Source organism: Thermogladius sp., assembly GCF_049970955.1.
Classification (GTDB): domain Archaea; phylum Thermoproteota; class Thermoprotei_A; order Sulfolobales; family Desulfurococcaceae; genus Thermogladius.
On sequence record NZ_JBMFLY010000005.1, the window covers coordinates 1 to 24253 of the forward strand.

General features: G+C 56.1%; 28 protein-coding genes. 11 read left to right on the forward strand and 17 right to left on the reverse strand.

Going from position 1 to position 24253, the window contains the following annotated elements:
• The 4 genes from ACP5VX_RS01875 to ACP5VX_RS01890 all read right to left on the reverse strand — a co-directional run.
• Nucleotides 1-605: CRISPR-associated protein Cas4 (locus tag ACP5VX_RS01875; protein WP_428724206.1), on the reverse strand; the 605-nt coding region annotated here is incomplete at its 3' end.
• Between the two features lie 3 nt (nucleotides 606-608).
• Complete coding sequence (gene cyaB, locus ACP5VX_RS01880; RefSeq protein WP_428724207.1) at nucleotides 609-1142, reverse strand: class IV adenylate cyclase; 534 nt, start codon at nucleotides 1140-1142, stop codon at nucleotides 609-611.
• Nucleotides 1142-2170 (reverse strand): histone deacetylase family protein, encoded by a 1029-nt coding sequence (locus ACP5VX_RS01885; RefSeq protein ID WP_428724208.1) that lies wholly within the window; start codon nucleotides 2168-2170, stop codon nucleotides 1142-1144. The genes cyaB and ACP5VX_RS01885 overlap by 1 nt, the downstream gene beginning before the upstream one ends.
• A gap of 59 nt (nucleotides 2171-2229) precedes the next feature.
• Complete coding sequence (locus ACP5VX_RS01890; RefSeq protein WP_428724209.1) at nucleotides 2230-3246, reverse strand: phosphoesterase; 1017 nt, start codon at nucleotides 3244-3246, stop codon at nucleotides 2230-2232.
• A 90-nt stretch (nucleotides 3247-3336) separates the two neighbouring features.
• Between ACP5VX_RS01890 and ACP5VX_RS01895 the strand changes: the two genes are divergently transcribed.
• Nucleotides 3337-4464 (forward strand): DNA double-strand break repair nuclease NurA, encoded by a 1128-nt coding sequence (locus tag ACP5VX_RS01895; protein ID WP_428724210.1) that lies wholly within the window; start codon nucleotides 3337-3339, stop codon nucleotides 4462-4464.
• A 29-nt stretch (nucleotides 4465-4493) separates the two neighbouring features.
• Entirely contained in the window at nucleotides 4494-6497 is a 2004-nt protein-coding gene (locus tag ACP5VX_RS01900; protein ID WP_428724211.1) for an ATP-binding protein, read from the forward strand.
• Here ACP5VX_RS01900 and ACP5VX_RS01905 read toward each other — a convergent pair.
• Both ACP5VX_RS01905 and ACP5VX_RS01910 read right to left on the reverse strand, forming a co-directional pair.
• Complete coding sequence (locus ACP5VX_RS01905) at nucleotides 6494-7066, reverse strand: CDP-alcohol phosphatidyltransferase family protein (RefSeq protein WP_428724212.1); 573 nt, start codon at nucleotides 7064-7066, stop codon at nucleotides 6494-6496. The two genes, ACP5VX_RS01900 and ACP5VX_RS01905, sit on opposite strands and share 4 nt — an antisense overlap.
• Nucleotides 6993-7883, reverse strand: coding sequence for a TIM barrel protein (locus ACP5VX_RS01910; RefSeq protein WP_428724213.1), 891 nt, complete (start codon nucleotides 7881-7883; stop codon nucleotides 6993-6995). Before ACP5VX_RS01910 ends, ACP5VX_RS01905 begins: the two co-directional genes overlap by 74 nt.
• A 95-nt stretch (nucleotides 7884-7978) precedes the next feature.
• Between ACP5VX_RS01910 and ACP5VX_RS01915 the strand changes: the two genes are divergently transcribed.
• A complete protein-coding gene (locus ACP5VX_RS01915) occupies nucleotides 7979-8533 on the forward strand; it encodes an NUDIX hydrolase (RefSeq protein WP_428724214.1) in 555 nt (184 codons plus the stop codon).
• On the opposite strand, the gene ACP5VX_RS01920 is transcribed toward ACP5VX_RS01915, so the two are convergent.
• A complete protein-coding gene (locus ACP5VX_RS01920; RefSeq protein ID WP_428724215.1) occupies nucleotides 8534-9136 on the reverse strand; it encodes a class II aldolase/adducin family protein in 603 nt (200 codons plus the stop codon).
• On the reverse strand, nucleotides 9126-9833 hold the full coding sequence (locus ACP5VX_RS01925) for an MBL fold metallo-hydrolase (RefSeq protein ID WP_428724216.1): 708 nt from the start codon (nucleotides 9831-9833) through the stop codon (nucleotides 9126-9128). Before ACP5VX_RS01925 ends, ACP5VX_RS01920 begins: the two co-directional genes overlap by 11 nt.
• A 68-nt stretch (nucleotides 9834-9901) precedes the next feature.
• Here ACP5VX_RS01925 and ACP5VX_RS01930 point away from each other — a divergent pair, with 68 nt between their 5' ends.
• Complete coding sequence (locus tag ACP5VX_RS01930; protein ID WP_428724217.1) at nucleotides 9902-10600, forward strand: diphthine--ammonia ligase; 699 nt, start codon at nucleotides 9902-9904, stop codon at nucleotides 10598-10600.
• On the opposite strand, the gene ACP5VX_RS01935 is transcribed toward ACP5VX_RS01930, so the two are convergent.
• From ACP5VX_RS01935 to ACP5VX_RS01945, 3 genes are read right to left on the reverse strand one after another with little or no spacing between them, the layout of a single operon-like run.
• Complete coding sequence (locus ACP5VX_RS01935; RefSeq protein WP_428724218.1) at nucleotides 10584-10829, reverse strand: hypothetical protein; 246 nt, start codon at nucleotides 10827-10829, stop codon at nucleotides 10584-10586. The genes ACP5VX_RS01930 and ACP5VX_RS01935 overlap by 17 nt on opposite strands.
• 60 nt (nucleotides 10830-10889) lie before the next feature.
• Complete coding sequence (gene proS / locus ACP5VX_RS01940; protein WP_428724219.1) at nucleotides 10890-12320, reverse strand: proline--tRNA ligase; 1431 nt, start codon at nucleotides 12318-12320, stop codon at nucleotides 10890-10892.
• Between the two features lie 56 nt (nucleotides 12321-12376).
• Complete coding sequence (locus ACP5VX_RS01945; RefSeq protein ID WP_428724220.1) at nucleotides 12377-13960, reverse strand: M28 family peptidase; 1584 nt, start codon at nucleotides 13958-13960, stop codon at nucleotides 12377-12379.
• 66 nt (nucleotides 13961-14026) lie between these two features.
• Here ACP5VX_RS01945 and ACP5VX_RS01950 point away from each other — a divergent pair, with 66 nt between their 5' ends.
• Entirely contained in the window at nucleotides 14027-14488 is a 462-nt protein-coding gene (locus tag ACP5VX_RS01950; RefSeq protein ID WP_428724221.1) for a hypothetical protein, read from the forward strand.
• On the opposite strand, the gene xerA is transcribed toward ACP5VX_RS01950, so the two are convergent.
• Nucleotides 14485-15495 carry a site-specific tyrosine recombinase/integron integrase gene (gene xerA / locus ACP5VX_RS01955; protein WP_428724222.1) on the reverse strand — a complete coding sequence of 337 codons (1011 nt, stop codon included), beginning with the start codon at nucleotides 15493-15495 and terminating at the stop codon, nucleotides 14485-14487. The genes ACP5VX_RS01950 and xerA overlap by 4 nt on opposite strands.
• 178 nt (nucleotides 15496-15673) lie before the next feature.
• On the opposite strand from xerA, the gene ACP5VX_RS01960 reads away from it, so the two are divergent.
• Nucleotides 15674-16621, forward strand: coding sequence for a DHHA1 domain-containing protein (locus ACP5VX_RS01960; RefSeq protein WP_428724238.1), 948 nt, complete (start codon nucleotides 15674-15676; stop codon nucleotides 16619-16621).
• Nucleotides 16622-16625: 4 nt separating this feature from the next.
• Here ACP5VX_RS01960 and ACP5VX_RS01965 read toward each other — a convergent pair whose 3' ends face one another.
• A complete protein-coding gene (locus ACP5VX_RS01965) occupies nucleotides 16626-17438 on the reverse strand; it encodes a DUF2258 domain-containing protein (protein WP_428724223.1) in 813 nt (270 codons plus the stop codon).
• A 51-nt stretch (nucleotides 17439-17489) separates the two neighbouring features.
• On the opposite strand from ACP5VX_RS01965, the gene ACP5VX_RS01970 reads away from it, so the two are divergent.
• Genes ACP5VX_RS01970 through ACP5VX_RS01985 form a run of 4 tightly spaced genes read left to right on the forward strand, consistent with a single transcriptional unit; the run spans nucleotide 17490 to nucleotide 21050 of the window.
• Entirely contained in the window at nucleotides 17490-18923 is a 1434-nt protein-coding gene (locus ACP5VX_RS01970; protein WP_428724224.1) for a TldD/PmbA family protein, read from the forward strand.
• 8 nt (nucleotides 18924-18931) lie between these two features.
• Nucleotides 18932-20266 (forward strand): TldD/PmbA family protein, encoded by a 1335-nt coding sequence (locus tag ACP5VX_RS01975; protein ID WP_428724225.1) that lies wholly within the window; start codon nucleotides 18932-18934, stop codon nucleotides 20264-20266.
• Between the two features lie 42 nt (nucleotides 20267-20308).
• Complete coding sequence (locus ACP5VX_RS01980; protein ID WP_428724226.1) at nucleotides 20309-20539, forward strand: hypothetical protein; 231 nt, start codon at nucleotides 20309-20311, stop codon at nucleotides 20537-20539.
• Between the two features lie 16 nt (nucleotides 20540-20555).
• Nucleotides 20556-21050 carry a hypothetical protein gene (locus tag ACP5VX_RS01985; protein WP_428724227.1) on the forward strand — a complete coding sequence of 165 codons (495 nt, stop codon included), beginning with the start codon at nucleotides 20556-20558 and terminating at the stop codon, nucleotides 21048-21050.
• Between the two features lie 31 nt (nucleotides 21051-21081).
• Here ACP5VX_RS01985 and ACP5VX_RS01990 read toward each other — a convergent pair whose 3' ends face one another.
• Together ACP5VX_RS01990 and ACP5VX_RS01995 are read right to left on the reverse strand one after the other, a co-directional pair.
• A complete protein-coding gene (locus tag ACP5VX_RS01990) occupies nucleotides 21082-21303 on the reverse strand; it encodes a DUF2283 domain-containing protein (RefSeq protein WP_428724228.1) in 222 nt (73 codons plus the stop codon).
• 14 nt (nucleotides 21304-21317) lie between these two features.
• Complete coding sequence (locus ACP5VX_RS01995; RefSeq protein WP_014737246.1) at nucleotides 21318-21632, reverse strand: hypothetical protein; 315 nt, start codon at nucleotides 21630-21632, stop codon at nucleotides 21318-21320.
• 55 nt (nucleotides 21633-21687) lie between these two features.
• Between ACP5VX_RS01995 and ACP5VX_RS02000 the strand changes: the two genes are divergently transcribed.
• Nucleotides 21688-22866, forward strand: coding sequence for a PUA domain-containing protein (locus ACP5VX_RS02000; RefSeq protein WP_428724229.1), 1179 nt, complete (start codon nucleotides 21688-21690; stop codon nucleotides 22864-22866).
• On the opposite strand, the gene ACP5VX_RS02005 is transcribed toward ACP5VX_RS02000, so the two are convergent.
• A complete protein-coding gene (locus tag ACP5VX_RS02005) occupies nucleotides 22853-23383 on the reverse strand; it encodes an NOB1 family endonuclease (protein ID WP_428724230.1) in 531 nt (176 codons plus the stop codon). The two genes, ACP5VX_RS02000 and ACP5VX_RS02005, sit on opposite strands and share 14 nt — an antisense overlap.
• On the reverse strand, nucleotides 23352-24203 hold the full coding sequence (locus tag ACP5VX_RS02010) for an NAD(+)/NADH kinase (protein WP_428724231.1): 852 nt from the start codon (nucleotides 24201-24203) through the stop codon (nucleotides 23352-23354). Before ACP5VX_RS02010 ends, ACP5VX_RS02005 begins: the two co-directional genes overlap by 32 nt.
• Nucleotides 24204-24253 lie beyond the last annotated feature (50 nt).

Sequence of the window (24253 nt, forward strand, 5' to 3'; positions counted from 1 at the left end):
GGGCAGTAGCGGCACTCCCAGGGGTAGAGCGGGTGCTTCTCGTCCGCTAGGAGCCTCGCCACCTCCTCCTCGACGTCTACGGGGGAGGGCTCCACGACGTACTCCACTATCCTGTCGTGCGAGACGTAGAGGAGGTAGCCCCTGGGCGAGCCCAGGAGGTTGAGGTATATGTTGAGCTGCTGGACGTGGTGGTCGTAGGGCTCCCCCTGGAAGGTCTTAACCGACTTCACCTCGAGTACCTCCCTCGTCTCTATGTTGTAGGCGTCGACCCTCCCCTTCAAGACGTACAGGGAGCCGCCGACTTCCACGTGCTTCTCCACGGTGTACTCCGGGACGAAGCCGTGCTGGAGCACTATGGACTCCACGCCCGCGTGTATCAGGTTCCCCACCACAGCCGGGGGCTCGAAGCCGATGGAGAGCTCCGGGTACAGCTTCCTCAAGTGGAACTTGTGGTGGCACGACACGAGGTCGGTGACGTAGACCACGCGGGGGTCGGTCAGCTCGCCCATCCTGCTGACCTGCTCCTTCACGAACCTGTTGTAGACTAGAGAGAGGACGCGGCCCTCGGAGGCCCTGACGCGGACAGCTTGCTTCTGGTGGGACAATTCTCACACCTTACTCTTCTCTAACATGAGTTCTAGATATGTTTTACCGACGAAGCCGCCAAACCAAGGAGACGAGGCGACCTCTCTCAATAGGGGTTCGATACCCCCACCCTCCACCTCGACAAAGACGCCCAGACCCTCGACCTCGTCAACGCTGACCGTTAGCCCCCCGTTTCTTAGTATGACCCTGCTCTTCCTCACGACGAACCTTCCTGTGAACCCGAGCATCTCGAGCGTCTTTAATACACTCTTCACCTGGCCCTCTTCGAGCCTGGTCTCCAGCTCGAGCCTGGTCTTAACGAAGCCCTCGTTAACCCTAGGCCCCTTGTATGTCAGGAGGTAGGCATCACCGCTGCTACATCTCTTGTACCTAAACCTCAACGCCTCGTCTGTCGCGGCGAAGTCCCTACAGGGGTGCGTGAAGTAGACGTCCTCTTCGTAGCAGGTGTCAACGTACTGGAACCCCATGCTAGCGAACCAGGTTACCACGCCCTCCTTGCTGCCGTTAACTCTTATCTTAGCCTCGGTCTCGTACATCACCCCACCCTTTTCGCCAGCTGTTCATAAACACCCCTGTTGACCTGCTCGTTAAACCTGGCGACGCCCCTAGGGCTGGTTGTTGGGGTGTAAGACCTGTCCAGTCCAGCGAGCCCCTCGACGAAGGCCTTGAAGCCCCCCTCAAGCCCCCTTGTATAACCTCCCTCGAGCACTACTAGTGTAGGAACGGCCAGGTCTCTCACCAGTCTCCCCAGCCTGTAATACGACGCCTCAGACAGCGAGAGGTCCGCCAGCCCGTCGCCCGCGTATCCGTCGAAGCCCGCGGAGACCACGAGTGCGTCGGGCTGGTACCTTGAGAGGAGGTCCCCAACGTAGTCTAGTGCCGCCATGTAAGAGTCGTCGCCCGTGTACGGCTGGAAGACGAAATTCGCCTTGAAGCCGAACCCCTCGCCCTCCCCGATCTCATCGGGATAACCCGTGTACGGGTACAGGGTGTCGGGGTGCTGGTGGAGGTCTACGTGGAGCAGCCTCTCCCTGTAGAATATCTCCATTGTACCGTTTCCGTGGTGGACGTCGAAGTCTAGTATGGCGATGTTCTTGAAACCTCTGTGCCTGAAGCCGAGAACGCCCGCCGCTGCGTTGTTCAAGAGGCAGAACCCGTTGCTCGAGACACCTTTCGTCCTGCCTCTCTTACCGGCGTGGTGTCCCGGGGGCCTGATAACTAGGAAGGAGACGCCTCTTAGCTCGCCCGCAAGCCTGTAAGAGAGCAGGAACGACTCTAGAGCCAGTTCGAGACTGTCGGAGGCGATGTACGTGTCACCGTCCAGGAGAGCGCTACCCCTCCTAGAAATGTCGACTAGCCTCTCGACGTAGTCGCGGCTGTGAACCATGCTAGCTACGTCAATAGCCTCCCCAGCGTCCGTTACGTCGCTCCACACCCTATACGGTACCGAGCCCATCCTCTTGAGAGTGTCGAGGATCTTCATCACTCTACCAGGGTTCTCGGGGTGGTCAAACCAAGGCTTGTGCTTTGTCAGCGAACTCCTTGTTACGATTACCTCGAGCAAAAACACCAAGCCTCAGGAGTGTAGGTAAGGGTCAGGGGACTTAATACCCTTTACAGGGCTCAGGCAGTATAGAACAGGGCCTGCTGGAGGGCGTCCAGTATCGTTTTCTTGTCGATCTCCTTCTCTACTCTGACGATCGCGAGATTCGGGTGTCCCGCGATGTCGTAGGCCACGCCCTCCCCTACTAGGTACTTTGCTATTCTGTAGGCTCTGCCCCGCGAGGCCTTAATCACCAGGAGACTGTGGTTCTTGTTCGTGTCGACCAGCAGGGCGACGGGGGCCCTGAGTATGCTTGCGAGTTTGGAGGCCAGTGCGGTGGCTCCGCGCTTCTTCCACTTCTTCCTCGCGTCTATGAACCTGAGGTCCCCGACCCTGACTGCCTCGATCGCGAGCGACATAGCCATCTCTCTCAGCTCGCTGTCCCTCTTGTCGATCACCTCCTTGACCCTCGCCATGACCTGCTCGTCGAGAGGCATCGGTAGCGGTGTAGGGTCTGCCAGCCAGTTCACGATCTTAACCCACAACTCGTCGTCTCTGACCGCTGTCAAAGCCTTCGAGATCATCTTCGTTATCTCGAATATCTTCATGTACTCGGGCGGCACCCTCTTACCGGCGTCCATGTACCTGACCGCCATTGCGAAGCTCTCGAGCCGCTTGTGAACCCTAATGCCGTTCTTCGAGAGCTCGTCCATTAGAAGTCCCACTGTTGGTTGCCTGTGGTCTACGAGGAGGACGTCTACTATCTGCCTGAGCTCCTCCTCGTGCTGCAGTGTTGACAAGTGGTGGTCTACGTACATTATCTTCCTGACTCCGAAGTGCTGTTTCATCATCTTCAGCACGTTGCCGGTGTAGGGGACGTATGGGAGGTCTAGGAAGACCACCAGGTCGTAGGGTGCCGAGATGCTGTTGAGCACGTACCTCAACCTATCGGGGTCTACGGGGACCCTGTCTACTATGCTCACGCTCTTAAGCGGGTAGAGTGACAGCTTCTCCTGCGTGTAGACCAGCAGGGCGGCCGAGACGATGCCGTCGGCGTCCCAGTCGCCGGCGACCAGAACTCTCTTGGGCTTCTCCATGGGCCGACACGCTAAAGGTCTCAACTCAAGCTATAGAGACATAATTAAACCAATTTTAAAGGATACATTAATACTCGGTAACCACGTTTGGTGGCCAGCATACTCAGTGCTCTATACGAGATAAGCAGAAGCTCCGGTCGAGTGGTCAGAGTAGAGGAGTCCAGGCAGTATACCGTGTCCGTCGAGAGCGGTGACGTGGAAGGGTCGGAGGTGGGGATCTACGAGCTGAGCCGCGAATACTGTACACAGACGGTGCCAAAGGGTATTGTAGGCGTGGACAGCAGTAGCCGCGTCGTGGACACCCCATACATGTTCATAGCCATTGGCTCGGCGACGGGGATTAGTAGGCTAGGCCTCAAAGCGTTCGATATACCATCTCCCTCCTCGATAATGGCGCAAGGCGACCACAAGTACATACTCGTCATACCGGAGGTGCAGCCGTTCAACTACAACGTGCTGGAGGAGCTGGGGGTCGAGTATAAAGACCCCTCTTCACGCCCATACCCGCCCGAGTACAACAAGGCACTCGCCCTCGAGGAGCACCGCGTAGAGCTCGAGAACCTAGTACTCGAGAACGTGTTGAGTTGGGGGGAGCTAGTCTTCCTAGACGGCCCCCTGTTCCTCCCCACACACCCGGTTACAGAGGCGCGTGGAAGAAGCCGCCTAATAGACGTCTACAAGGAGAACTGGAGTCTCCTAATGAGAAGGAGGCTCGGGATCATCGAGAAGATCGACTCTTCCACTAGGGTCTTCGGCATCGTCAAGAGGTTACAGTACACACACATCCTGTCGCGCAACGACCCGTTTAAGCTGGGAGTCGAGAAGGTCAGCGACCACGCGTACCTGTCGATCTTGTCTGAGAGGATGTTCGTCGGAAAGAAGGCGTCCCCCTTCGCCCTAGGGCCGATTCGCGTCAGGAGCGAGATCGACGGGAGGAAAGTGGATAGGAGCATGTGGTACATATGCGTGCCTCGGAGGTTCGTGGGAGGTGAGACAGGGAGCTACGTCTTTTTCAGGGTCGAGACGCTCGGCAACACGAGTAGATTGGAAGACATCCAGCCGGTTCTCTTCGACTCCGTTTGCACTGGTGCGGGCATCCCGCTAAGTATCGTCATAGCCGACCAGAGGGTCAAGAGGCTCAGCGAAGCAATCGCGAGGAATGTAATGTTAGCCGTCGGCGTGGACCGCGAGTCGACCCTCCAGTATTTAAGTCCATAGATCGAACATTATATCGATGGATGCCCTACATGAGTGAAAGGATCATCAGGGAGTTGAGCTCGAGGGCTAGTAAAGCTATCGAGACGGCGAAAAGGCTAGGGGAAATAATAGGTTTCGTCTCCCGGACTAGCCCCTCCTTAATAGACGAGGAGGGAGGGCTCGTAGTATTCGACGTAGACCCGGTCATCTATTTCGATAAGTTTGTCGACGTGGCCTCCGCCGGGAGCTTCCTTGCTGTAGTGGATTTGAAGACGGGCCATGTGATCAGCCTGCGCGTGATATCGGTTGAGAGGAGAGACATCCTAGCCGAGTTGTCGATCCCCGAGGTCTACGCCCCCACTCTCAGCCCTGAGGTCACAGGCCTGCTGACCAGGACTCGCGTTAAGGCTAAGCCTCTCCTGTCCTACGACCCCGAGACCTCGACCGTGAGCATAGCGAACTACGTGGTAGAGCCCCAGAGCCCCGTTATCAGGCCCCGCGATGCATCCACCGCGCAGTTCATGCTGGGGATGCCCACGACCGGCGTGTTTGTAGGTTTCGTCACCACAGGGGACAGGCCCATATTCGACGCACAAGTACCCCTCTTCCTCCCGGTGAACACGTTCTACCAACACGTACTAGTCCTAGGTACTACGGGAAGCGGGAAGACCACCCTGCTTAAGAACGTTGTCACGTCGATATACAGCAAGTACGACATAGCCACCTCACACGACGTGACCATTATAATCCTGGACCCTAACAAGGACTACGTCTCTCTACCGCTGAGGCCGGTCTTCCCCGAGGACGTGCCGCACAGCGAGAGGGTGCTAGTCGAGCACTTCTCGAAGAAGGCCAGGAGGCCCGAGGGGCTTGTCATAGTCCTCCCCATCACAAACCTGGTCGTTGAGCAGTACGCTGGAGGCTCGCAGACCTGGGCTAAGGCGCTGAAGGACGTAAGCGAGGCGTACGTCTCGGACACCTACGGACCCCTCTTCGAGAGGTTTAACTGGGCTTGGAGCATAAAAGAGCTCGTCGTTCACGAGGAGCCGGGCCGTAGCCCGTTGAGGTTCGTGAAGATCGCCGTAACAGTCAAGTACCCAGAGGAGGAGTCCTTCACCCTCTACATAGTCCCATACAGCTTCAGGTTCAGCGACTTCTCGCCCAGAGAGTTCATCGTATTAAACCCCTACTTCACCAGACAGGCAAAGGACACCCTGTCCAGGCTGATGAAGAGACTGGAAGACCTAGGCAGCCCTATTAAGACCCTCAACGAGCTCTACGACCTACTCCGCGTCGCAAGGTACTACATGGAGCACAAAGGCGGCACGCCAACTGGAAGGTGGAGAGGGTTGGTGGAAGTCGTGGAAGACCTCGCAGTCCACAAGAGCACCCTGGAAAACATCTTGAGACAGCTAGGCTCACTAATCGACACGGGTGTCTTCGACATAGGCGTGGGAGGTGGAGAGGACTACCTCGTGGAGCCACCGATCTCCGACATCCTCGAGAAGCACAAGACCGTGTTCTCTGGCTTCCCAATAGTAGTCGACCTCGACTTCCTCCAGGAGTACTCGCCGGCAGACCCCGAAAAAGTGATAGGCATAGTAGCCTACAGAATCCTCAACAGGGTCTTTGAATGGAAGCTGGCAAAGAGCAGAGAGCGGGTGAGGACGCAGCCCGTTGTAATATTCGTCGACGAGGCGCACAGGTTCTTCCCCTCTAAGGGAGGGGGGACCGAGGAGTTTATAGAGCACGTGAGCGGCATGATAGACAGGATCGCGAGGCTGGGACGTAGTAGAGGACTCGGGCTCGTCTTCAGCACTCACAGCCCAGACGACGTCCACGACATAATCCTCCAACTGGCGAACACGAAGATAGTGCTGCGAATGGACAAAACCCACGTCTCCTCGCTCGACCTACCGCCCGAGTACAAGGACTTTGTGACTCGCTGTGGTGACAGAGTGGGGGTGCTCAAGAGCCACGTGCTCAGGCTAGGCTACGTGTCGTTCAGGACGCCGCTCACTATCGCGGGGCACTACGACTTGTCCAAGGTCTAGCGTTTCACCCTATATACCACGTGGACAACCCTGTGGACGACCGTCTCAACCGATAACGCCAGTAGCAGGGACAGCACCATATAACCAGCTACCCGGTTTAAAGCCAATAATACTGCCGAAATGAACAGCGCGACCACTCTCTCGCCTCTCTCTATCAACCCTACTCCTTCGAGCGGGACCCCGAGGCTCTCAGCCCTCGCCCTAGTGTAGCTGATGAGGAGGGATACTACCACCAGGGCGGTGACCATGCCCCAGTCCACTCCGAAGTTTACGAAGGAGACGATCAAGAACACGTCGGAGACTCTGTCTATAAACGAGTCTAGGAAGGCCCCTAGCGGTGTAGCACGGCCAGTCGCCCTAGCCACAGGGCCGTCCAACATGTCCATAAGCCCTGACAGCGCTAGGAGGGCGGTATAAGTGGGTATCTCCCCCTTGAAGGACAGCAGGAGGGCGAGAGTCGAGAAAACCAGGCCTGCCAAGGTCAAGTGAATGGGTCTAACTCCCAGTCTTCCTAGTTTTCCTCCTAGCTCCTCTACCTTCGCCCCCAACCTCTTTCTCAGCTTCCCCAACACATGCTTCACCGCAGACCTTGGCGCAGGTGTTCTTCATTATGATGGCGTCATGTTCAAGAACGGGGCTCTCGCTTATAAAAACGCCCTCTACGCCGACCTCGGCTAGAGCGCTACACACCGTCTCGAAGTCCGGGCCGTACTCTTTCTCGTTGAGCATGTGGTGTTCCCTCTCCCCGCCCCGCCCGTACTCGATCTTAGAGAAGTGCATGTGGAGGGGTTTGAGGGCCCAGCTCCCCAGGTTCCTCTCGATCTTGTCCACCACCCCGACGACGTCGTCTTTTGATACTATGAACTTCCCCTCGTACCTGGCGTAGAGGTGGGCCCAGTCCACCACAGGCCTCGTACCGGGAACCCTGCTGGATATCTCTATGGTCTCGTCCAAGTCGCCGACCTGCGACGTCTTGCCGGTGGTCTCGGGGCCTAGCCACACGTTCTTCGCCCCGATCGAGTCCCTGAACTCGGCGACGGCCTTCAAATTCTCTACGACGGCCCTCAGAGCCTCCTCGCGGCTTGGCATGTCCTTGTAGTAGCCGGGGTGGAATACCACAACGTACGCCCCCATCCAGTAGGACGCCAGAACGCTCTGCTTCAGCCGCTCGATACTCGCCTCTACGGTCTTGGTGTTCTTGCTCGACAGGTTTATGAAATAGGGTGCGTGAAGACTGAGGAGAATGTTGTTTTTCGCCGCCTCCTCGCCGAACGCCCTTGCCTTCTCCTCTGTGATGTTCACCCCCCTGACGGCCTCGTACTCCATGGCGTTCAAGCCTAGGTCTCTCAGGAAAGCCGGGGCCTTTAGAATGTCAGCGGACTTCATCGAAAAAGGCTTGCCGGCGGGTCCGAACCTGAATCTCAAAACTCGACCCCTGACTCTTTTATTTGCGTTGGAGATGGTTTAAATGGTGTCGAGGGGTGTGGTGTACGGGGGAAGTTCCCAAGGTTCTAGAGGAGCAGGTGTTGTTCAGGGGCTTGAGGTTTGACGTGGTTCGTAGGCACTACGCGTACGGGTCGCGGAGGTTCGCCAGAGACGTGGTGGTCTTCCCCGAGAGCTCTGTAGTAGTCCCATTCGTCAACGACGAAGAGGTCATCGTTATAAGGCAGTTCCGCGCACCTGTGGGCGAGTACATTGTCGAGGTTCCAGCAGGCGTCCTAGACAAGGGTGAAAGCCCCGAGGAAGCCGCTAGAAGGGAGCTGGTTGAGGAGACGGGGTTCTACCCGCGTAGGTTGACAAGGCTAGCGACGGTGTACCCTGTGCCCGGTTATAGCACTGAGGTGATGCACATCTTCGAGGCGGAGGAATTAGAGTTCAAGGGGGCGAAGCCCGAGCCGCACGAGCTGATCGAGGTAGTCAGAGTGCCCTTCAGAGAGATGCTTGAAAGGGTCTTGAGAGGCGAGATAAGGGACGCTAAGACGGTGATAGGAGTCATGCTGGCGGGCTACAGGCGCGGGCTGCTAGGGCTTAGGTAGCTACTTTATTAAGACGAGCCGCGCGAGAACATACTTGGCTACGAGCTCCAAAGCAACTACGGCGTCCATTGCCTCCTCGACCGTCCGCCCCCACGCAAAGACGCCGTGTTTAGGGACGATGACGATCCGCGCCCCGGAGGCAAGCTTGCTCGAGACTTCCTCTGCTAACTCCACGCTCCCGGGCTGAAAAGGCTCAGCGATCTCCGCCCTACCAACGCTATACTCCACTTCCACTAGACCTGTCTCCCACCACCGCCTCCGCGACTTGGACTTCGTGAAGCGGTCCGTTAGAGCAAGAACTAATGGGGGGTGGGCGTGGAGCACCGCCTTAGCCTCCTTGACTTTCTTGTACGTCAAGACGTGAGCGTTGACCTCGATCGAGGGCTTGAACCTCCCTCTATACTCGCCTGTTTCCATGTCGTAAATAACGAGGTCTTCGACATTGAGCCACTGCTTCGCGACGCCCGACGGTGTGATGGCCATGCGTCTCTCGTCTAGGAGAACGCTACCGTTCCCTCCTCTAGGGTTTATGAGCCCTAACTGGAAGAGCTCGCGCATAGCGAGCACTAGTTTCCCCAACTCGCCCTCTTCACTAGAGGTCAACTACGTCACCTGTCCTCAGATACCTCACGTCCAGCTTAAATCTCTCCGACAGCAACTCCCCGACCAAACTTCCGCTACAGTGGAGGGGGTACACCCTTTCGGCACGGAGCCTCAAGGCTATGTCCTCGGCAAACCTCCTCACGGTCTCTGGCGGCGCCGCCTCCAGGTGAAAGCCCCCTATCACCGTGGTGACCCTGTACCTAGTCGAAATGTCCGCTAAAACCTCCCTGACACCGGGGTGGAAGCATCCCGTGAACAGGGCGTACTCACCTCTACCACCCTCGAGTTCGACCAACATGAAGTGCTCCCACGGAGGGCCGTGGAAAGGCCTTGAGACCACAACGCCGTCGACAACCCTCGTCTCCTTCACGACCTCTACCGGGCTCAGCTGCCATTTCTGGGCCTGTCTACCGAGCGTCTCCATAGAGGCGTAGGGCAGGTACACTTTGGCAAAGGGGGCCTCCCACCCTATGGCTTCCAAGCCGCCTATGTGAGGCGCGTGGGCGTGGGATATCACCACGTGGTCTACCAAGTCCAGCGGGAAGCCCGACATGCCCGCGTTGTTGGCTATCACGTAAGCGTCGGGGCCTGCGTCGAAGACTATGTACAGCCCCTTGTACTCCACACCGATCGAGAGACCCCTCTTGTGTTCGAAGCCCTTCCTAGGAGCACCACCCACTAGAACGTAAACGCGCATGATTAAACTCCTGTCTAGTAGACATACACATATAAAGCGGGTGAAGAGATATAACCAGTGCGGCTGTCATGTTTACTGGCGGCAAGGACTCATCCTCGGCCTTGCTAAAGGCTTCGATGAAAGGTTACAAGATATCCGTGCTCGTCTCAGTGGTCCCCCAATACGACTACTCCTACTTGTACCACAGGCCGCACTTCCAAGCGCTAAGTCTCCAGAGCTACTCACTCGGCGTACCTCTCGAGACCGTAGGCGTTTCTAACGAGAGCAGGGAGAGAGAAGTGCTGGAGAAGGCGCTAGACCGCGTGAAGACAAGGTACGGTGTCGAAAAACTCGTTACGGGAGGGCTGTTTAGCAGGTTCCAGAAGAGGGTATTCGAGGAGGTAGCCAGTAGAGTGGGGCTCGAGGTCTACGCCCCTTGGTGGGGGGTAGACGAGGAGGAGTACTTGTACAGGGTCCTCGACATGGGGGTTAAGTTCATAATAGTCCGGGTCTCGACAATGGGGTTGCCACACAGCTTGATAGGAAAGGAGATCACCAGGAATGACGTGGACTCGATAATCAGGCTCTCGAAGAAGTACGGCTTTAACCCGTCGTTCGAGGGTGGTGAGGCTGAGACCCTCGTCGTCGACATGCCGCTCTTCAGGTACAGGTTGAACGTGGACGGCGTGGTGAGGTCTGTGAGCGAGTACGAGGGGTACCTCGAAATAAAGAGAGTCGCTCTTGCCGCTAAAACCACTTGGACGCAGCGTGTCACTTCTTGGAGCTGAGGTAAACCGCTATTGTATCGGCTAAGTGCTGGGGCTTAGTGTACCACTTGTCGTACTTAAAGTCCTTGTTGTCTATGGTGACTACGACGTAGTCGCCCTCGTCTTTCACGACCGCCCTAACGCTTCCTCCCACGAGCACGTTCGTGACGTTGGCACCCCTGTCCTGGAATGTCACGCCGCGAACTTTACTAGCTAGTTGTATCTTGAATTGTTTTATGTACTCACTCATCCAACCACCACCCGTCGTAGGATATTGAAAATTTTAGAGTCCTTATAAAAATGTCTCGATCTAGTACGTCACACCCAGGAGAGCGTACCTGTCCGGCTGCTTCTCACACAAGCTCTCAAACTCGCTCAAAGGCGGCAGCTCTATGGGCGACTCGACGATCTCCCCCAGTACACTCCTACCGTACTCCTGCTCAAGTCTCTCCGCACACTCCTTAGTACCGTCCCAGGCCGCCACTATGAGGCCCTTCTCCGTTCGGGGTTGCCTGTGAGGGATAATAGTCAGCCTCTTGAGGTAGTCGAGTGCCCTACTCTTCATATGGGCCTCGATCTGTAGCCACGTCTCTTTGAGGGTGTCGACGAGCTTCTCGAGGGGTACCGTCTTCTTCTCTAGTGTATCGCGCCTGACTATTGTGACAGTGTTAGATGACGTCTCTCTTCTCCCGATCTCTAATCTCGTGGGGACCCCCTTCAGCTCCCAGTAGTAGTACTTCCAGCCTGGCGAGTGCTCTGTATCCAGGTCTAGGTGGGCCCTCACGCCGCTCTCCTTCAGTATCTTGAGCACTTTCCTTGCGTAGTCGACAACGTCCTCCTCGCCCTCTCTGAATATAGGTACTATGACCACCTGGATGGGCGCTATCGCAGGGGGGAAGAAGAGGCCCCTCTCGTCGCCGTGGACCGCTATAACGGCGCCTAGGACTCTCTCGCTGACTCCGTAGCACGTCTGGTACACGTACTTGTACTGCCCATCGCTGTCGAGGAACTTCAAGTCGAAAGCCTTAGCAAACCTCTGACCCAGGTTTATGACACTCCCCAGTTCAAGCCCCTTCCCATCGGGGGCTACAGTAATAAAGTCGTAGTTGTACTCAGCACCAGCGAATGTATCCCAGGGCGGTGTTTTGACTATGTAGTAGGGGAGGAGGAGCGAGTCGAAGAACTGCTTGTAAATTGATATTGCCTCCTTGATCTGCTCCTCGGCCTCTTGCATCGTGGCGTGCGCCGTGTGGGCCTCTATGAAGCCCATGATCTCTCGTACCCTCAGGATAGGGTGGGTCATCTTAGTCTCGTACCTGAAAACGTTGACCACCTGGTACATTTTGAGGGGCAGGTCTTTTCTGCCCTTGATCCAAAGGTTCCACATGTAGTACATCACCGTCTCGCTGGTGGGCCTGACGAACAACCTCTCGTTGAACTTCTTGCTCATAGTGCCCTCTACTACAAAGGTCTCCCCACCGAAGCCTTCGAGGAAGTCCTTCTCCTTCGAGAACACGGACTCGGGGATAAAGGTTGGGAAATACGCCTCCTGGTGGCCTGTCTCCTCGAGGAGCCTTATCAGGATGCTTTGAGCGAGCCTAAGCGCCTTGAGGCCGTATGGTCTCCAAACTATCATGCCCTTGACTGGGTACCTTATGTCTACTATGTCTGCGTCGCGTAATATGTTGTGGTACCACTCTGGGAAGTTGCTGAATTTATCGACTTTAGACAATGTAGGCACCTTGACTCTATCCTTATTGACTTGAGATACTTAAAATAACTTTTAAATAGGCGCGATCAGACCGCCTTTTTCATCCTCGCAACGATGTTGTTCGACTTCTCCAGGTACTGTCTCACCCTCTTTCTCATCGCCCCGGCTAAAACCAAAGTCGCGACACTCCTGTTGAAGTCGTTCACGAGGAGCTCTATTATCAGTCCGTTGTCGAGTCCCTCGACAACAAACCTGCCACCCACACCTTTCTCGACCTCCCCCATGACCCTTTTAACGGCGATGACGTCCTCGAGGAGCCCGTAGCTCACCTCGAGCCACGGTTCGTAGTAGGCCACGGTCGCGTGGAACTCCCTCAGAGCCTTGGCCTTCTCCTTGAGGCTGCCAGCGCTGTCCAACACCATCGCGATCTTGCCAGCGAGGTATCTAAGCTCCGAGTCCCCGTGTGGGAAGAGGTCCTCTGGACGTATATGCCCGAGACTGGCCTCCTGAGTCGACAGGCACGTGACTATGTCGGCTGTCAGCCCCGCAAGTCTCTCGATAAGGTGCCTCAACCGCCGCTCCTCTACGGCTTCCTCGACGTGCCCCCTTGACAAGTGGCGTGGCTGGTCGTGTACTGCCACGGACGGTATTGAGTGTAGTAGGTAGCTGTAGGAGTCGAGGTATGGGAGGTATCGCGTTCCGTCGAAGTTAGCCTGTACTCCAAGTGCCGCTTTCTCAGCACAGCCATTCAGTAAGGGGTGGGAGGAGACCCTTACGCTCTCTCCGCTTAAGTTGTCCACCGTTATACTGGCTATGATTTCCTCGTCCCTCCCCCTAGAAGCGAGCGCCTCGAGGAAGTACCTACTTCCCCACGACCAATACCACGTCGTTAGCCCCGGCGAGCCGAACTCCTTTGCCGTAAAGCTGACGAGGACCACGTTGACTGCGAGACTCGTTTGTCTCAGGAGGCGAGCAACTTGTAGGAGGGTCTCCAGCCCGGCGAGGTCGTCGTAGTACCCGCTCAGCCAGTGGTCGTGGTGCGCGTTCACGTGGACCTCCAGCTCCCCTCTACCGTTCAGGCCTGCCACGACAGTTTTCCCTACAGCGTCTCTAACGAGTCTAGCCCTACCCGACAGCCTTATCCTTGCACCAGAGAGCTTGGCCAGCTCCCGCGCGTCACTTGCCTTAATTGAGACGACTGGAACCGCGGGCGGCGAGCCCGCCTCCAGCGATACCCTAGCCGAGCCCGACACTACTTCTCTCTTGAAAGAGTCCCTGGTCGGGTCGTAAATTATCACGCCGCTAAACCCCTTCGAGACCGCCTCCTGTACCACGCGGTTCAGACCCAGAGCGCTACCCGTGTAGCCGGCGAGCAGTACTGACCCCTCGGGCACCGGCTCAGGAATATCCGTGGGAGTTCGAGCAACTACCAGTCTGCCTTCTACCTCGAAGTCGGTTGTAGGCGGCATGACACGGCACTCCACGACGGTCTCCCCGGCTTCAACTCGGCAGCCCTCCTCTACCCACGAGACAACGGGCGTATCGAAGACCTTGACCCATTCTGCTACTTCGACAAACAACTCCTTAAGACCGCGCACAACTACCTGCTCAGCGTTAGAGCCCGTTACAACCTCCTCTGTAAAAGGTCGTCTAAGGACGCGAAGCTCCATTCAGACACCGCAGCATTATAATGTTAAGACCCCGTATACCGTAATTAAGTCCGTCGAGGTCGTAAAATGCTCAGGGTAGTCAGGATCTCTGTCAAGGACGTAGACAAGTTTGTCGAGTACCTGAGAGCCAGGGGCTACGAGGTCGAAGAAGGCCCTCACACCGTTCTCGTAGACCAGAGCGAGGTCGTATCGGTCAAGGTAGAGAGGGAGGGGGTTATACAAGGCTACGCAGTAGTACACTTCATAACCCCGTACTATCGTGTCGAGCTACGAGGGCTACAGGACGACAAGGAGTACCTGAGAGCCCTCCTAGAGGTCAAGTATAGCGAAGAGAAGTGGAGGATACCTGTCGACGACGTCGCCGTAGTCGCGCTAAGCGAAGAACTTGTACAGATGTTAGAGGGTTACAGCGACGAGTACCCTGTAGCCGACGGCGAACTGCTAGTTAGCGAGTACCGCCGTAGAAATCCCCAGTACCAGAACACCGTGAGGTTGCTTGTAGCTAGACTGCTGGACGAGCTGGCCTAGACCGCCGCGCTCGCTGGCTCGCCGGGCGCGCTCTGCCTAGCCCCGCAGTACGGGCAAAACAGGGCGTCGAGGGGGATGGGCCTCCCGCAACTCACACACTTCTTCACCCCTCTGCTGGTGGAGTCCATCTTAAGAGCATACTCGTTTTTCACGTCTTCTATCGTGAGGTGCAGGTAGACCTGCGTTGTCTTGATATCGCTGTGGCCCAGTATTCGCTGAAGCGCGTTGAGACTTAGCCCCATTCTGAGAGCTCTTGTCGCGAAGGTGTGCCTGAGAACGTGCGGCCTGACCTTGGACTCGTCGAGCCCCGCTCTCCTCGCTAGTCTCTTGAGCATCTTGTAAAGCCCCGAATACGTGTAGTCGAATAGCCTGTCGCCTGGGCCTAGGTTCTTCAACTTGATATACGCCTTGATCGCCTCGAAGGTGTCCTGAGTAGCCGTAACGTACCTCTCCCTACCGTACTTCGCCTCTCTGACCCTGATCACCCTCTCGTCAAAGTTGATGTCCGAGACCCTGAGCGACAACAGCTCTCTGCTTCTCAAACCCGTGTCCAGCAGGAGCTTCAGGATGACCTTCTCCTCCACCTTGCTAGCCGCCGACAGAAGCCTGTTGACCTCCTCGTCGCTCAAGGCCTCCACTCTCCTAGGGGGCTTCTTCACCGAGGGGATCGTTATCTGGAGCCCCAGCCACTTGAAGAACTTCTTCAAGTAGATCGTGTAGTAGTGAAGCGTGGTCAACCAAGAGTCCTTCTCTTCGGTCTTCTTCCCCTTGAACCCGTTCCTCAACCTGTCGTTCCTCCAGGCCACGATATCCCTTAAAGTAACCTCTCTCAGGGGCTTGTTACCAATGAACGACAGGAAGTCTGCGAGGGCTGCCCTATAAGCCTTCACCGTCTCCTGGCTCGCCCCCGACGCCTCGAGTACTGCTAGAAACTCCTGAACGATGTCCTCGTTCGGTAGCCTCAGTATGTCGTCTGGCGCCTTACCTACGTCGATCCCGGCAGGCATTCTCCCCCTACTGAAATCGGGAGGAACCGGTTTTAAGAAGCCGGATTAGGTTAATAGGTACGCCTCCTCCTATAATTCCGTACTTGGATGAAGAAACGTGGCAGGTCTGAGTAGTGAAGTATCCGCGCGGGGCTGACACCCCGTCTTGCTTTTCACGGGGTGAAGAAGGCTGATCAAGATCTTAGTCCACGGGGATAGCGACGGGGTCTGTAGCGGCGCTCTCTTAAAGGCCTACCTGGAGAGGAAGGGGGAGGTCTCCGTCTACTTCACGCACCCCGCTGGTCTCGTAAAAGACCTCTCGGAGTTCACGAGCCAGGGGGACCACATCTACATAGCCGATATAGCACTGGACGAGAGGACGTTCAGGCAGGTGATCGAACTACTGGAGAAGCGGGGCGAGGCGGGAAAAGTAGTCTATATAGACCACCACCCCCTGCCAGAGGAGTTCGAAGGAGTTAACAACATAGAGTTCGTTCACGACACTTGTTGCTCGGCATCAGAGCTGACGTATAGGTACGTCGAGAAATACCTCGACCCGGACTACTCTCGAGTAGGGTTGTACGGGGCTATAGGCGACTACATAGACGAGACTCCATGGGTTCGCGAGCACTTGGCGAGGTGGGACAAGAGGTTTGTCTACTACGAGGCGGGGGTCTTGATCCAGGGCCTCGAGGGCGCAGGTAGGCAGTACGACTTTAAAAGGCAGGTACTTCAAGCGTTAAGCCAGAATCAGCTACCGAGCTCGATAAGCGAGCTTTACGAAAGAGCGGTGAAACAGAGCAGGCTGGACGAGGAGCTTAGGCTAAAAGTCAAGATGTCTGTCTACACTAGAGGCGTGGTCTCCATCGTTGAGAACCCGCCGGGTAGCGTGGGGCGTGCTGCGAACTACGCAAAGATATACGGCGGTGGCTTAATCGGGCTGGCGTACGAGACCCGCGGCCACGTACTCGTTATGAGCCTGAGGAGCGACAGAGTAGACCTAAACAGGCTGTTGAGAGCGATCAGTAGAACCCTCGATATCCAAGGAGGGGGACACCCCTTTGCGGCAGGCGCTAGGGTTCCTGCTAGCCTCTTTGACGCCTTCGTGGAAAAAATCAACTCGTTGTACAGAGACTTCGTCAGGTAGAGTCTCACAACATGTTCATTTTCTCTCTAAGAAGGTGCTCAGCCTCGTCCTTACTTATCTTCTCGTACTTTGCTTTCTTGATCTCCTCGATTATTAGAGTCTTCTCCTCCAGCAGCTTCTCTATACTCCCCGGCAACGATATTATCGCCCTATAGCCTTCGCCGCCGTGTACTAAGAGCACCTCGCCTAGGACTTTCCCCTCCCTCTCGCTCAGTTCCACTACTCCTAGGGACTCGCCTCCGGGCCCCTCGATCTTCAGCAGTCTAGTCCCCATGGTGGTCTCGCCTATCTCGGGCAGGTCTACTACCTCGATAGCCGTGGTCGGTGCCGTAACCTCTGTCTCCACCGTCTCGCGAGGCTTCTCCTCTGTTTCCATCGCGGGCGCCTGCTCCACGACCGGCCTTCTCCCGAAGGCCTCCTGAACCTCCTTGAGCTTTTCGTTTATCACCTTTCCAAGAAGTTTAGAGACCTCCTCGTCGCTGACCCTCCTAAAGAACTCCACCACTAAACTGCTGTAGTCCCACTCGATCAGTTTCTTCTCGGGGTAGACCTTGTACTTGACCCTTATCCTAACAACATCGCCCTTGTCGCTTTTCAGCTCGTCAACTATGAGGTAGTACAGCAGCCTGTTCAACTCGGCTGTGGCCCTCGCGGCTTCTTTGGCCATCTCCTTATCGTTCTTCGTCAAATCCTTCAACTGAGCAAACAGCGTCCTCCGGACCTTGTCTGCGTAGGCCCCAGCGATCACTAGTCCTGTACTCAAGGTAAATTCCTGGACGTTCTCCGTCGACATCGTCTCATCCTCGACAATATTCATCTATTTTATTTAGTGGACGCAATAGTTAAATATTTCTGAGGTGTAACGAGTTTGGAAGACCTTCTACAGAAGGCGATCGCTGAAGCCTCCTCCATGGGCGCTACTTACGTTGAGGCCAGGTACCACAAGAACGACTACTTCACGTTGAGAGCGCGTAACGGGAACTTGATCGACTCCTCTCGTGAAGTTGAAGAGGGGGTGGGCGTCAGAGTACTCGTAGACGGGTCTCTAGGCTTCGCCTCGACTACTACCCTTAGCAAAGAGGGCGTCTTAGAGGCCGTTAGGAGGGCGGTGGCGACAGCGAAGAGGTTGAGCCGGCTCATGAAGAGCCCCCTCAGGCTAGGCCCTGGCAGGACGGGCAGGGCGAAGTACGAGGTCCCCATGGCCAAGAGCTTCGAGAACACGCCGCTAGACGAGAAGATAGGCCTGTTCAGAGAGCTCTGGAACCGGGGCAGGGAGGTCGTTAAAGAGGCCTCTCTGAAGGTGATGTTCAACGAGTACGTGGAGAGCGTCGAGGAGAAGGTGATATTAACTAGCGAGGGCGCCTACGTGAGGAGCACTATTCCGAGGCTATACTTCGGCTACAACATGGTGATCTCGCACCCTCAGAAAGGCGTGGTTCAGAGATGGCGCGAGTTCGGTGGCAGCGGCGGCTTCGAGCTGGTCGAGAAGTGGAGAGTCGTGGACACCGTTGTAGAGGAGGCGGGGACGCTTGGAAGGGTCTTACTCGAGGCCCGCGCGCCTCCATCAGAGCCCGTGGAGGTGGTGGTGGGGAGCGAGATAGTGGGCTTGATAGCGCATGAGTCCGCAGGGCACCCCAGCGAGGCTGATAGGATTCTCGGCAGGGAGGCCGCTCAGGCTGGCATGAGCTTCATAAAGAAAGGTATGAGAGGCTTCAAGATAGGCAACGAGAATGCCACCGTCGTGGACGACCCGACTATACCCGGTAGCTACGGCTTCTTCCTCTACGACGACGAGGGTGTGTCTGCGAGACCCAAGTACCTTTACAGAGAGGGCGAGGTCTACGAGCACCTCCACAACAGGTTCACAGCAGCCGAGTACAACACGGAGTCCAACGGCTCGGCCAGGGCTATGAACTACGCCAGCGAACCCATCATAAGGATGTCCAACACCTATGTAACCCCGGGCGATTACACCTTCGAGGAGCTCGTAGAGGACATAGAGTACGGCGTGTACATAAAGTCGTACATGGAGTGGAACATAGACGACGAGAGGTGGAGCCAGAGGTACGTCGGCCTAGAGGCCTACCTGATAGAGAAGGGCGAGCTGAAGGGGTTCGTGAGAAACCCCGTGCTAGAGCTCACGACCAAGACGTTCTACAGCAGTATCGTGGCCAAGTCAAAGGACCTGAGGTTCTACGCGGGCACGTGTGGAAAGGGAGAACCCAGCCAGGGCGTGCCGGTTTGGTTCGGCGGGCCGGACGTAAAGCTGTCTAAGATAAGGCTAGGCGTTGCCCCGGGGTGATGGCGGCTTTGAGCGGTAGCGAGCTCGCCTCGCGGTTTGTCTCGAAAGCCCTCGAAATGGGCTTTAGCGACGTTGCCGTCCTAGTGGAAGACGTAAGCAGGGTTATGGTGAAGTTCGCCAACTCACAGCCCAGCGTAGTCCAAAGATGGGATACCTCGGTGGCAAGCCTGTACTTGAGCAAGAACAGGAGGCTTTACACCGGGTCGGTTGTACTGGATAGGCTGAGAGACCTTGATAAACTACTCCACGAGATAAGCTACGTCGTCGATAGAGTGTCCGAGAGCGAGCTCTACGCGCCTCTACCGGAGCCGAGTAGGAAGGCCGGAGGGTTCTCGTTCGTCGATACTAAGGTCGTCGAGTCGATGAAAGACCCGTCTAGACTCGCCGAGCTCGTTCTGGAGGCCTCTGCGAGGGAGCACAAGGTGGACTTCACTGCGGGGAAGGTCGACCTGTGGCTGAGGAGAAAGTACTTGGCGACTTCTACGGGGGCCCTGCTTGAAGAGGAGTCTACTGGCGTGGAAGTCTACGTCAGGAGCTTTAAAGAGGACGGTAGCGGGCAGTGGGGGTTCTCCTCGAGGAGCCTTGACGAGAAGAAGATCGAGGAGACAGCTTTAAAGGCCTCGGAGCTAGCCCACGAGAGCCGGGGGAGAAGCCCAGTTGAACCGGGCGTCTACGACGTGATCCTCTCGCCGCTCGTCTTCTCACAGTTGCTAAACGTCGTTGCTTGGATGTCGACCGGGCTCTCGATCTTGACTGGCACCTCTATTTTCACGGACAAGAAGCCCGGAGAACAGGTGGCGTCGCCACTTTTGACAGTCTGGGACGCGCCAAGGGACGAAAAGCTGCCTCACTCCACAGGGTTCGACGATGAAGCGCTCGAGACGTACAACAAGCCGATAATAGAGAAAGGCGTTCTCAAGAACATCCTCCACAACTCGAAGACCGCTGCCAAACTGAACGCGAGACCCACGGGTAACGCTGGCTGGGTCGCTCCACGTGCCTGGAACCTCGTGATCGAAGGCGGCGATTACACGTTCGACGAGCTCGTCTCAGAAGTGAAGAGAGGGATCTTCATTACTAACAACTGGTACACCAGGCTACAGAACTACGTGGAGGGTGTGTTCTCTACGATCGCTAGAGACGCCATATTCCTAATCGAGTCGGGCAGGATTGTGAAGCCCCTGGAGAGACTGAGGATAGCGGACACGCTCCCCAACATTCTCAAGAACGTAGCCGGGCTAACCAGGGACACCTACGACATAATGTGGTGGGAGGTAAGGATACCGACGAGAGCCCCATACGCACTGATCAGGAATGTGAACATCACTAAACACTTCGCTTGATCGAGTCATAAAGTATTTTTACACCTGGAGACAACCTATTTCTTGGGTTGTAAACAGATGAAAGTCAGGTTTGAAGGCGTTATAGTCTCGTTCGAGTCCACGGACGAGAGGCGGGTACAGGTTTACGGGAGTGTTGAGGGGACTCCGGCGGAGTTCACGCTCGTTGTATCGGAGGACAAGTTCAACGAACTGTTAAGGCTCGGTATAGGTCAGAGAATTGAGGGCGAAGCTGTGAAGGTGTCTGATTCTCCTCTCGTTCTAAGACTGGATTGACGGGGTTCGTTTAGGCTTGAAGGTCCTGACCAGGCCCCCTAGGATTAAGGTGCTAGAGGCTGCTGGGTGTATAGGTGACGCGAGAATAAAGGTCATAGACGAGAACACGGCCAAGATCACCTCGAGCAGGGGCGAGAAGGAGTACATTGTGGTCGTAGTAAAGGAGGGGGAGAACGTGTACAGGGTCTACAGCAACGACAACGGCACAGTATTCAAAGGATACGTAGGCTACCCCATTATTGCCTTCATGATGGTGAAGGGTATTCTACCGGTGGACAACGAGGTAATCAAGGCTATGACTGGCATTCCTTGGAAAGACCTGAACGAGAAGTACGGTAAGTACAGCGTCGTGGAGAACATAGTCTTGAACAGGGCCGAAAAAATGGGGTTTGACAGGAACGTGATCACCGACTACGTAAACTTGGTCATGAAAAAGCTAGGCCTGTTAAAGGTGGTGTTCGACGAAAAACTCCGCCCACCTGAGGCAAGCGAAAAAGCTGTACCCGAGTAGCGGCCTCAACTAGAGGCCCGATACCCTCGAGCTACAGGACAGTGATACCTGCTTTGGTGCTAAGGCCGATTATCATTATGGATATGACGCGACCCTCCTTGATCCTAAACGCGACGTCGCCGTTTTCGCTGAGAAACTCCTCGTCGGCCTCCTCGGTTGAGTCCCCGAAGTTTATGTAGAGTATGTCGTTCTGTTTGTCGTACTCAAACCACACCTTGTCTAGGTCTCTCAACCTATACTCTTTAACAGACATGCGCTCTACACCGCCTACAGTGGCGACGCTACGAGGTCGGCGAAGTCTAGTGGTAGTGGGAGGTTCTTGGCCTTGAACTCGTCGTACTTCTTCTCGAGGAACGACTTGAACACAGGGCACACGTCGAACTTACCCTCTCTGTCACACTTCTGGCCGAGAGTCAGGAAGCACATCTTAGTTCTCTTGTCGAAGTAGGGGCATATCTTGTGGTACTGCTTGGCCTTTTTGATCATTCTCTGCACCCATCGCTGCTTCTCGTCGCCGGGCTTCTTCTCCTTCTCGAGCAGTGCCTTCTTGAGGTCCTCGTCCGTGACTCTTGTGGTGCTCACTCCAATCACCTCGTGATTATTGAATGGATAGATTGGATAATAAAAATGAACTTAGTTGCACAAGTATGAGGGCGGCGAGGTGCTGGCTACTCGAATAGACCGTGGGCTATACATGGAGTTGAGGGGGGTTTACGGGAGCCTGACGGATAGGCTGCTCGAGATGCTCACCTACCCTCCTAAAAGGTTGTACTTGAGGGTGAATACTCTGAAAGCGCGGCGGGAGGAGGTGGTAGAGTCCCTCAGAAGGAGAGGGGTGGAGGTCAGGTCGGACGAAATCCTAGAGGAGGCCATCTACATAGAGTTAGAGGGGCCCTACCAGGTAAGAGACCACGGTAGACGGGTAGTCGTGGACGACATCGCTGCGGAGTCTCTAATGATGGGTGCGAACCTGTACCGGCCGGGCGTAGTCGCCTATGACGTGTTTAAGAAAGGGGATGTTCTGACGGCTGTCACGAAAAACGGGGTCGTAGTAGCAGAGCTGGAGGCGATGGTTTCATCGGACCAGCTCAAGAGTATGAGGAGGGGGCTGGTAGCCGTGAACGTTAGGTCTGTCTATAAAGCTCCCCCGATCGCCGAGTTACCTGAGTTCAAGGGGGGCCTGGTCTACCCCCAGAGCTTCCCATCAATGGTCGCCGGCAGACTTGTCTCCCCAGGCTCCGAGCTTGTGGTGGACCTGAACGCGAGCCCTGGTGGGAAGACTGGGCATATAGTCCAGCTCTCGAGAGGGAGAGCCCTCGTCGTAGCCGTTGACAGGAGCGTTGGGAAGGTGGAGAAGCTCGTCGAGAACCTGGCTAGGCTGGACCTCACAACGAATGTGCTCCCTATACCGTTCGACTCGAGGTTCCTAGACCTCGTTACTCTACTTGAGAACAGAGTGGACAAGGTCTTAATAGACCCGCCGTGCACCAACCTGGGCGTGAGGCCGAAGCTCTCGTTTAAGAAGACTCTCAGGGACGCGGTCAACCTGGCTGACTACCAGAGGCAGTTCATGAAAGTGGCCAGGCGCATCCTGAGACCCGGGGGAGTCCTAGTCTACTCTACCTGCACACTCACTCGAGTAGAAAACGAGGAGAACGTCTTGTACGCTACGAGGTCTCTTGGACTAGAGCCACTAGACCTAGGCTGGGTGCCCAGAGCGGACAAGGTCTACTTAGACGAGGTAACCGCTTACCGGTTCCACCCGTTAAAGGACGACATGCCGGGGTTCTTCATAGCTGTCCTCAGGAAACCCTGACTCGCACTATAGGGGATCCGCACACAGGGCAGATCTTCTCGCCCGGCCTACCCGGTACATACCCGCACGTGGGGCAGTATTCCCTGTATTTGAAAGCCGACCTGATACCGCTGGTTCTCACAGGCTTAAAGCCGATCCCTAGCTGGTATAGTACGTTCTGGACGCTGTAGTCGTCTGTCAGCACGACAACGCGGGTCTCCTGCGAGAGCTTTAATGCCAGTGCTATAACGCTCAAGTCCGCCTCGGAGACCTTGCTTAGCTCGCCAATTTTCCTCACTGCTTCGGTAGCCCTGCGGAGGTCCTCGCCCCCAGGGTCAACGACCTTTACCAGGCCTAGGTCTACGGCCTTGAGAAGAGCCTCTCGGTTTTCCTGGTCTTTAACCTCGCTGACACAAATGCTGGTGGTGTAAAAGTCGAAGCGGTAGGAGGGGAGCATGTAGTAGAGCCGTGCGAGCAAGGCCCCGGTGTCGCCTACGACTGCAACCTTATTGGCTGAGTGCTCTCTTAGCGAGTACATCGAGTATCCAGCCCCGTGGGGCTCTAAACCTAACGACTCTCAGCCAATCCCAGGAGCCCGTGACTTCAACAGGTGTGTCGTGGACGGATGACACTTTCTCACCATCGACATACACCGACGACACCACCTCCGGCTCTATCACCACTCTGCTGGTGAAAGGCAGTACGATTGGGGTCAAGTTGAGTTGCAGGGGGTTGAGGAAGTTCACGAAAAGCCCTAGGTGTGAGAAGTCTATCAATGGTCCGCGGGCAGAGAGATTGTAAGCCGAGGAGCCTGGGCTAGGCCCCGCGATGACCCCGTCGCTCTCGACCTTGAACTCCGTGCTGACCGACGGGGTCTTTATCGTCAGCTTGAAGCTACCCACTCTCCCCTGATCGACGTTGACAGCGGCAACCTCGTTCAATGCGTTGTACTCCCTGTTCTCTACGACCACCCTTGCTCTCGGCAGATACTCGATGAAGAAGTCGCCGACGAAAAACCTGTCGATGAAAGAGCCCAGCTCCTCTGGTTTTATATCCTCGTAGAAGGCTGTCCTCCTACCGCACGGGACCGGGAGGACGAGGCCGAGGGTCTTTCCAGCAAGCCTCGAGAACCTGAGGAAGGTCCCGTCTCCCCCTACAAGGGCTATGAGGGGAAACTCTCTCCCTTCTATCCTGTAGAGGTCGTCGACCCACACACTCTCAACCACAACACCCCGTCGACGCAGGTGGTCTGTCAGCTTTTTAGCGACCTCGATACAGCTCCCGCTTGGCTTGAAGATGACCAGCGCACTCGTGAACACGGGATTATCCACCGAAGGCCACCACTCGACGTAGACCATCCAGGCGCCGCTGGTAGAGACCTCCCCACGCTTCTAGCACTATTATGATT